6 protein-coding genes are annotated in these 7,956 nt (G+C 69.8%); 1 reads left to right on the top strand and 5 read right to left on the bottom strand.

Annotated elements, in window-relative coordinates:
* The 3 genes from RJ05_RS08795 to RJ05_RS08785 all read right to left on the bottom strand — a co-directional run.
* Positions 1-1,586 (bottom strand): arabinosyltransferase domain-containing protein (locus RJ05_RS08795; protein WP_255220925.1); only part of this gene is annotated, 1,586 nt, incomplete at its 3' end.
* Between the two features lie 130 nt (positions 1,587-1,716).
* Positions 1,717-2,223, bottom strand: coding sequence for a WKL family lipoprotein (locus tag RJ05_RS08790; RefSeq protein ID WP_036535377.1), 507 nt, complete (start codon positions 2,221-2,223; stop codon positions 1,717-1,719).
* A 117-nt stretch (positions 2,224-2,340) separates the two neighbouring features.
* Entirely contained in the window at positions 2,341-3,927 is a 1,587-nt protein-coding gene (locus RJ05_RS08785) for a DNA polymerase IV (RefSeq protein ID WP_255220924.1), read from the bottom strand.
* Between the two features lie 405 nt (positions 3,928-4,332).
* Here RJ05_RS08785 and RJ05_RS08780 point away from each other — a divergent pair, with 405 nt between their 5' ends.
* Positions 4,333-5,208: a UTP--glucose-1-phosphate uridylyltransferase gene (locus RJ05_RS08780; RefSeq protein ID WP_036535374.1), complete on the top strand. Its 876-nt coding sequence runs from the start codon at positions 4,333-4,335 to the stop codon at positions 5,206-5,208.
* Positions 5,209-5,253: 45 nt separating this feature from the next.
* On the opposite strand, the gene RJ05_RS08775 is transcribed toward RJ05_RS08780, so the two are convergent.
* Positions 5,254-5,799: a C40 family peptidase gene (locus RJ05_RS08775; RefSeq protein ID WP_036535372.1), complete on the bottom strand. Its 546-nt coding sequence runs from the start codon at positions 5,797-5,799 to the stop codon at positions 5,254-5,256.
* Positions 5,800-6,192: 393 nt separating this feature from the next.
* Positions 6,193-7,956: class I tRNA ligase family protein (locus tag RJ05_RS08770; protein WP_036535368.1), on the bottom strand; the 1,764-nt coding region annotated here is incomplete at its 5' end.

Here is a 7,956-nt window from a genome sequence, read left to right as displayed (position 1 = left end):
AACACACCGAACCGGCGCGTCAGCCAGCCGTCGCCGCTGGGCTGGATCAGGTACTGGTAGCGCAGGTACTCGAAGAACCAGGACTCACCGGGACCGATCCGGTCGTGCACGTACAGCATCTCGGTGAAGGCGCTGAAGCTGCGGTCGGCGAAGATCACCGTCAGCACCAGCACGCCCACCGCGAACAACGGCAGCAGCTGGGCCAGATAGCCGACGGTCTTGGCGCGATGCACGATCACCGCGGTCACGGTGCGCGCACCGGCGATCAGCGCGGCCACGCAGATCACCCCCGACGGCGCGGCGGTCAACGTCATCGCGGCGATGAGGATCGCCAGCGCCGCGGGCAGCAGCCGCCGGGTGGCGATGGCGCGCTCCACCGACACCCAGGTCAGGATCACGCCGGTGGCCACCACGAACTCCGCGCGCAGGCCGTTGTTGTAGGGCAGCCAGAACGCCAGGAACACCAGCGCCGAGGTCCACACCGCGATCCTGCTGTCGCGCACACCGGCACCGAGGCGCGGAATCACCTCGCGGCTGATCACCCACCAGCACACCAACGCCGACAGCAGCACCGGCAGCCGCACCCACGTGCTCGCCACCGACACATGCGTCATCCAGCCGATGACGTCGGTGTAGGGCGTGTAGAACGGCGCCTCGTCGACGGAGAACCAGCGATAGTAGTTCGACATGTAGCCCGAACTCTGCGCGCCGCGGGCCATGCCGAGGATGTAGCCGTCATCGGAGGTGTTGGCGCCGACGAAATGCCACACCAGCAGCGTCGCGAACACCACCCAGTCGACCGGCGTCAACCGCCACCAGCGCGAAGGCAGGAAGCGGCGGGCGCGGCGCCCGTCGAGCCGGTCCAGGCGATACAGCGCCACCAGCGAGACCAGCGTGGCCAGCACGGCGAGCACGATGACGACGAGCTTGATCGGCGTCGGCGAGGTGGAATAGCGCGAATCGACCTCGATATCGACGCGCATCCCGTCCGGCACCGCACCGGCCAGATCGCTGAATACCCCGACCACCTGCGGACGCAGATCGCGTTCGGTGGCCGCGCCCGCGGGCCCGGCGCCGGTCACCGAGACGGCCGCGCGGGTGGTCGAGACGTCGATTGCGAGCGCACAGCCCTGATCGCGCACCTGATCCAGCGGCGCCGACCACACGAGCGTGTTGCGTGCGACAGCGTCCACCCGGCCGGGACGCTCCGGGGTATCGGCGACCACCTTGACCACGAAGCCGTAGCGCTCCATATCGGCCGACTGGCGCGGGATGGTCGAGAACACCACGCCGCCGGAGCCGGCCAGCCGCGAGATCGCCGCGCACGGCACCTCGGCGGTCAACCCGATCGGCGCGTACGACACCAGCGGGGCGGCGACGCTGCGGGCCGCGTCGTCCTGCGGCCAGCTGATCGTGGCGGCATCCATGCGCACCGGAAGGAACGGCACCGCGAGGGCGCACAACGCGCCGATCAGTGCGGCGACGATGGCCACCGGCCGCGCCCAGCCACCACGATCGACGGGCGCCGGACGGGGTTCGGTTGTCTCGCCGGGCCGTTCGCCCGCCCACACCATCGTGTCAGCCACGGAGCCCGATACTAGCGGGTAGGACGGTGTGACCGGCCGGCGCCGATCGGGGCGGCGGTGCACCGACGAGTAACGGCCGATGCCCACCATGGGCATCGGCCGTTACTGGTCGTTCAGCTGTGCGAGCCGATCAGGCCGGGCAGGCCGCCGACTGCAGGCTGGCCGCCGTCAGCATGTCGCAAGCCCACTGCTGCTGGACCTTCCACTTGCCGTCCTCAGCAACGAACGGCACGGTGACCTCGTTCGTCTGACCGTTGATCACGAAGTTCGTGTTGGCGCTGATCGTGTCGCCCAACGGCGTCACGCTGACCACCTGGATGGAGGCGCCGGACTGCTGGTAGGCCTGCGTCAGCGTGGTCGGCAGGTTCGGATCCGCCTCGGCGCCCTGGATCCACTGCAGCTTCTCTTCGTTCGGCACATTCGGGTCGAGCGCGCGCTGCAGCTGCTGGTTGAGCTCGTCGGCAGTGGGGACCGGCGGCAGGTTGTCGGCGGCGTCGGCGGTCGTCGACTGGCTGGTGGTGGTCGACCTGGCCGGCTTGTCCGATTCCTTGTCGTCGCCACCACACGCGGTCATGGTCAGCGCGGCGGCCACGGCCAGGCCCGCGATGGCGATGCGTCCGGTCTTACGAAGCTTCAACTGCTCGTCCTTTGCGTTCGAGTGGGGTTGTGTCGTTGGCACTACGGCAGCCCCGCCCGACCGGCGACGCTGCACGAGTTACCAAGGCTACCCGCCGATCGGTCGGGCGCGTACCCGTCAGTCCAGACTGCGGAGCGGGTCGGCCCGCGACAGCACGGGATCGTCTGCCGCGAAGGTACGCGCCGGACCCGGTCCCGTCGAGCGGGTCTCGAACCGCACCGTCACCCGGCCCTGCCCGGCGCCCTGCACCCAGCCGTGACCGAAGCCGGGATGGTGGACGTCGGTGCCGGGTTGCCAGTGGGGAGCCGCGGCATCGACCGGTGGATGCTCGACTCCGCTGGTCACAGCGCCATCATCCGGGGCAGGGGCACCGCCCGGCAGCGCGTCATCACCCGTCGTCGCGGCACCGTCCGGCGCCGCCGCGGCCGACGGCTCGGGGCCGAGGTGGCCGCCGCGGCCGGCGGCGCTGAGGACCGGCTCGTCGACCTCCAACTCGTCCTCGCGGACCATCGCGGCGAGTTCCGGCCGCCGGTCCAGCTCCGGGAACAGCGACTCCTGGCGCACATCCGACAGCCCCGCGTAGCCGACGCCGACCAAGCGGATGGGACCCAGTTCCCGCGGGTCGATGGCCGAGCGCTGGGCGGCCGCGGTGAGGGTGGCGAGATCCTCGGTGGCGTAGGGCAGGGTGAACGACCTGGTGACGATGCTCATGTCGGATTTCTTGAGCTTGAGCACCACGGTGCGGGCGGCACGACCGTCGCGGGCGAGGCGGCGATGCGCCGACGCGGCCATATCGTCGATGGCCAGGCGCAACCGGTCCAGGGTGACGATGTCGTGTTCGAAAGTCGATTCGGCGCTGATCTGTTTGGCCTCGGCCCGCTCGGCGACTGGCCGGTCGTCGATGCCGCGCGCCAGCCGGTGCAGCGCGGCGCCGACACTGCTGCCGAGAATCGATACCGCCTCCACCTCGGGCAGCGCGGCGAACGCGCCGACGGTCTCGATGCCGAGCGAACGCAGCTTCGCATCGGCCACCGGGCCGATCCCCCACAGCTTGCGCACCGGCAGCGCGGCCAGCAGCTGCTGCTGCTCGGCGGGTGAGACCACCCGGATCCCATCGGGTTTGGCCAGGCCGGAGGCGATTTTGGCGAGCTGCTTACCGGTTCCGGCGCCCACCGAGGCGACCAGCCCGGTGCGGTCGCGCACCAGCGCCCGCAGCTCGGCGCAGAATTCGTGCACCTGCGCCACGGATGCGCCTGCCAGTTCGGCGGGCTCGCCGAACGCCTCGTCGAACGACAACGTCTCGAGCACCGGGATGCGGCTGCGCAGCGCATCGAACACCTGCCCGCTCATCACGCCGTAGACGGCGCCGCGCGGCGGCACCACCACCGCCGTGACCCCGACCAGCCGCCGCGCCTGATGCATCGGCATCGCCGACCGCGCGCCGTACACCCTGGCCTCGTAGCTGGCGCCGGCGACCACGCCGCGTCCGCCGGTGCCGCCGACGAGCACCGGCCTGCCGCGCAGGGTCGGCCGGGTCAGCTGTTCGCAGGAGGCGAAGAAGGCGTCCATGTCGATGTGCAGTACCCAGCGGCGGGAAGTGACGGCTCCGGGATCATCGGCCGTCGCCGGATGCTGCCGGCTCACCACCGAGTCGCCGGTGGATGGCTGGAGGGGCCCGGCAGCCATCCCGTGCATGCCGATCATCGGCCCGCCTGGCTCGACCGTTCGGAAGTACCGATAGCGGCCGAAAGCTCCGGCATGCCAGAGCCTGCCTGCGGCGCCCGGGTACGCGGCGACCGATACTCGGCCGCCGCACCGCACGCCGCCCCATGCCAGGCGCCGTACTCGGTGACGGTCCCAGGACTGGCGCACATGGGCAGGAATCTACGCGCGCACACTGACAGGTTCGCCCCGGTCGCACACCACCGCGCCGGGCCATGCGGGGATACCTGTTCGTCGCTGCCGGTTTGCCTGCGGATTCCTCTTCTGCCCAGTTACTGCCGGGGACGGCGCTGACCTGCCGTGATCACGTGCAGTCGGCACCGAAGAACCGCCGATCCGGCCCGGGGATCGGACTCGGCGCCGCGCCGGATATGTGATGATCGGTCCATGATGATCCGCAAGGCTGTGATTCCCGCCGCCGGTATCGGTTCCCGCCTGCTGCCGCTGACCAAGGCGATCCCCAAGGAGATGCTTCCGGTCGGCGACAAGCCGGTGATCGAGCACACCGTGCGCGAACTGGTCGCCTCCGGCATCACCGATATCACCATCGTCGTCAGCGGCGGTAAATCGCTGATCCAGGACCACTTCCGGCCCAACCCGGCGCTGGTGGCGCAGCTGCGCGCCGACGGAAAGACCGCCTACGCCGACGCCGTCGAAGAGGTCGGCGAGCTGTCGCGGGCCGGCCATATCACCTACCTGGACCAGCACGGCCCCTACGGCAACGGCACCCCGGTGCTCAACGCCGCCCGCGCCCTCGGTGACGAGCCGATGCTGGTGCTGTGGCCCGACGACGTCTTCGTCGCCGAGACCCCGCGCGCCCAGCAGCTGATCACCGCCTACGAGACCACCGGCTGCCCGGTGCTGGCGCTGATGCCGATGGATCCGAACGAATCGCAGCGCTACGGCGTGCCGATGGTGCACGAGGACCTCGACAACGGGTTGCTGCGCATCTCCGGGCTGATGGAGAAGCCGAAGCCGGAGGACGCGCCGTCGGCGTACGCGGCGATCGGTGGCTACGTGGTGACACCGGGCATCATCGAGGAGCTGCGCAAGCAGACCGAGCGCTGGTACACCCACCGCACCGGCGAGGTCTACCTCACCGACGCCATCAACGCCTTCGCTTCCGGGCACGCGGTGTACGGCCAGGTCATCAAGGGCCGCTGGTACGACACCGGTAACCCGGCCGACTACCTGGTCGCCCAGTTCGCCACGGCGCTGGCACACCCCGATTACGGCCCGCGCTTGCGGCAGCTGATCGACTGATCCGCCCGGACCTCGTCCCTCGGTGCGGTCCGGCCGCCGAGCCGCTCAGAACCGCCGGATCGAGTAGATCTGAAACTGGCTCAACGGCGCGAGCCCGACCGGGACGCCGCGGCCGTAGGCGTTGAAGATCTGCCCGAAGCCCGCGTAGATCCCGACATGTGAGGCGTCGGCGTTGAGGATCACCACATCGCCCGGCGACAGGGCATAGCGCGGCACCTCGGCACCCACCTCGGCCTGTTCCCAGGTCGTGCGCGGCAGCCGCACCCCGACCTGCGCGTAGGCCCACTGGACCAGCGCCGAGCAGTCCCATGAATGCGGCCCCTCACTGCCCCATTCATAGGGTTTGCCGGTCTGGGTGACGGCGGCGGCCAGCGCACCGAGTCCGGCCGGGCTGGGCAACGGCAGCGCGGCCGAGCCGCTGGAACTTCCCGAGCCCGAACCCGATCCGGAGCCCGAGGACGATCCGGAGCCGCCGCTGCCGGAGGAGCTGCCGGTATCGGGGGCGGCCACGGCGGGGGTGGCCAGGGTGAATGCCGCGAGGGCGGCGAAGCAGAAGCCGGTGATGAGCCGGCGCAGCGGGGTTCTCGTCACGTGCTCGCCCTTCGGTCGGCCCGGCCGACGAGCCGTCCACCGGGACGCGTATCAGGTAGAACAATCCGTACCGATAGTCACTGCGGCACCGGCAGGAACTTCAGTCCCAGCAGCAACAGCCCTGATTGTGCCGCGCGGGAAATCTGAACGCGGCAGGTTCAGCAAATCCCCGGGGTGTGATTTAGATCACAGATGAGCTGGGTTACGCGCCCTGACATGCGGCCTATCGAGGGTCGGCGTCGAACACATCGACCGGGCATCCGCCACCGATATCGGCTCCCGCTATCGGGCACGCCCCTCGCGCCGAGTCCGCAGCCAGCGCAGATGGCCGAGGTTCGGCACGCACGACCGGTGTGGGCGATGGTTCGTGCCCATCACCCACACCGGCCCGGCTCAGACCTTCGCGACCGTCGCGCGCACCCCGCCGACCAGTTCGGCCGCCTCCGGGCCTGCTGCACCGAAGCTCAGCTCGGTAGCCAGGATTTCGCCGGCGATCAGGTCCCGATGGGTCTGCGCCCACGCCTGCCGCTCCTCGGGTACCTCGAGCACCACCGTGATCCGGTCGGAGACGTCCAGGCCCAGCGACTTACGGGTCTCCTGGAGATCGCGGATGAGGTCGCGGGCCCAGCCCTCGGCCTCCAGCTCCTCGGTGACCACCGAGTTCAGCACCACCAGACCGGCATTGCCGGGCAGGGCCGCGGTGGACTCCGGCTCCGCCGCCACCAGCCGCTGGGTGTACTCCTCCGGCAGCAACTCGATACCGGCCGCGCTCACCACGCCGTCGGCGTTCTCCGACCACTCGCCGGCCTTGACGGCCTTGATCACCGTCTGCACATCCTTGCCCAGTCGCGGACCGGCCGCACGGGCGTTGACGACCAGCTCGAAGCGGCCGTGCGAGGCCACATCGGTGGTGAGATCCACCTTCTTGACGTTCACCTCGTCGGCGATGATGTCGGCGTAGGGCGTCAGCCGCTCGGCGTCGGCCGCGGCGATGGTCACCTCCGCCAGCGGCAGCCGCACCCGCAGGTTCTGCGCCTTCCGCAGGCTCAGCACCGTCGAACACACCGTGCGTGCCTCGTCCATCGCCGCGACCAGCTCCGGATCGTGCGGCAGCTCCTGCGCGGTGGGCCAATCGGTCAGATGCACCGACCGCCCGCCGGTCAGCCCCCGCCAGATCACCTCGGTGATCAGCGGCAGCAGCGGAGCGGCCAGTCGAGTGGTCACCTCCAGCACGGTGTGCAGGGTGTCGACGGCGTCGCGGTCCTCCTCCCAGAACCGCGAACGCGACCGGCGCACATACCAGTTGGTCAGCGCGTCGGCGAAGGTGCGCAGCTCGTCGCAGGCGCCGGCGATGTCGTAGACCTCGAGCGCCTCGGTGATCGCGTCCCTGGTCGCCGCCAGCTTGGCCAGGATGTAGCGGTCGAGCACATGCGCCGAATCCGTGCGCCACACACCCGGTTTCGAGGCGTAGAGCTGCAGGAAGGTCCACGCATTCCACAGCGGGCGCAGCGCATGGCTGACGCCCTCGCGGATGCCGCGCTCGGTGACGATGAGGTTGCCACCGCGCAGGATCGGCGAGCTCATCAGGAACCAGCGCATCGCATCGGAGCCGTCGCGGTCGAACACCTCCTTCACGTCCGGGTAGTTGCCCTTGGACTTGCTCATCTTCAGCCCGTCGTCGCCGAGCACGATGCCGTGCGCGGCAACGGTTTTGAATGCCGGGCTGTCGAACAGCGCGGTGGCCAGCACGTGCAGGGTGTAGAACCAGCCGCGGGTCTGGCCGTTGTACTCGACGATGAAATCGCCCGGGAAGTGGCTGTCGAACCAGTCCTTGTTCTCGAACGGGTAGTGCACCTGGGCATAGGGCATCGAACCCGACTCGAACCAGCAGTCGAGTACCTCCGGGACCCGCCGCATGGTCGACTTGCCGGTCGGATCGTCCGGATTCGGACGGGTCAGCTCATCGATCATCGGCCGGTGCAGATCGGTCGGGCGCACCCCGAAGTCGCGTTCGAGCTCGTCGAGCGAGCCGTAGACGTCCACCCGCGGGTAGGCCGGATCGTCGGAGACCCACACCGGGATCGGACTGCCCCAGTAGCGGTTACGGCTGATGTTCCAGTCCCGCGCGCCCTCGAGCCACTTACCGAACTGGCCGTC

The organism is Nocardia cyriacigeorgica NBRC 100375, from assembly GCF_000308555.1.
In the GTDB taxonomy this organism is placed as follows: domain Bacteria; phylum Actinomycetota; class Actinomycetes; order Mycobacteriales; family Mycobacteriaceae; genus Nocardia; species Nocardia cyriacigeorgica.
Note: the sequence above shows the minus strand (reverse complement) of the source record. Positions and strands in the feature narration are given on the sequence as shown.

Bases quoted from the DNA above. Each gene is read 5' to 3' on its own strand.
- RJ05_RS08785 (WP_255220924.1), bottom strand. From the start codon at position 3,927: ATGATCGGCATGCACGGGATGGCTGCCGGGCCCCTCCAGCCATCCACC.
- RJ05_RS08780 (WP_036535374.1), top strand. From the start codon at position 4,333: ATGATGATCCGCAAGGCTGTGATTCCCGCCGCCGGTATCGGTTCCCGC.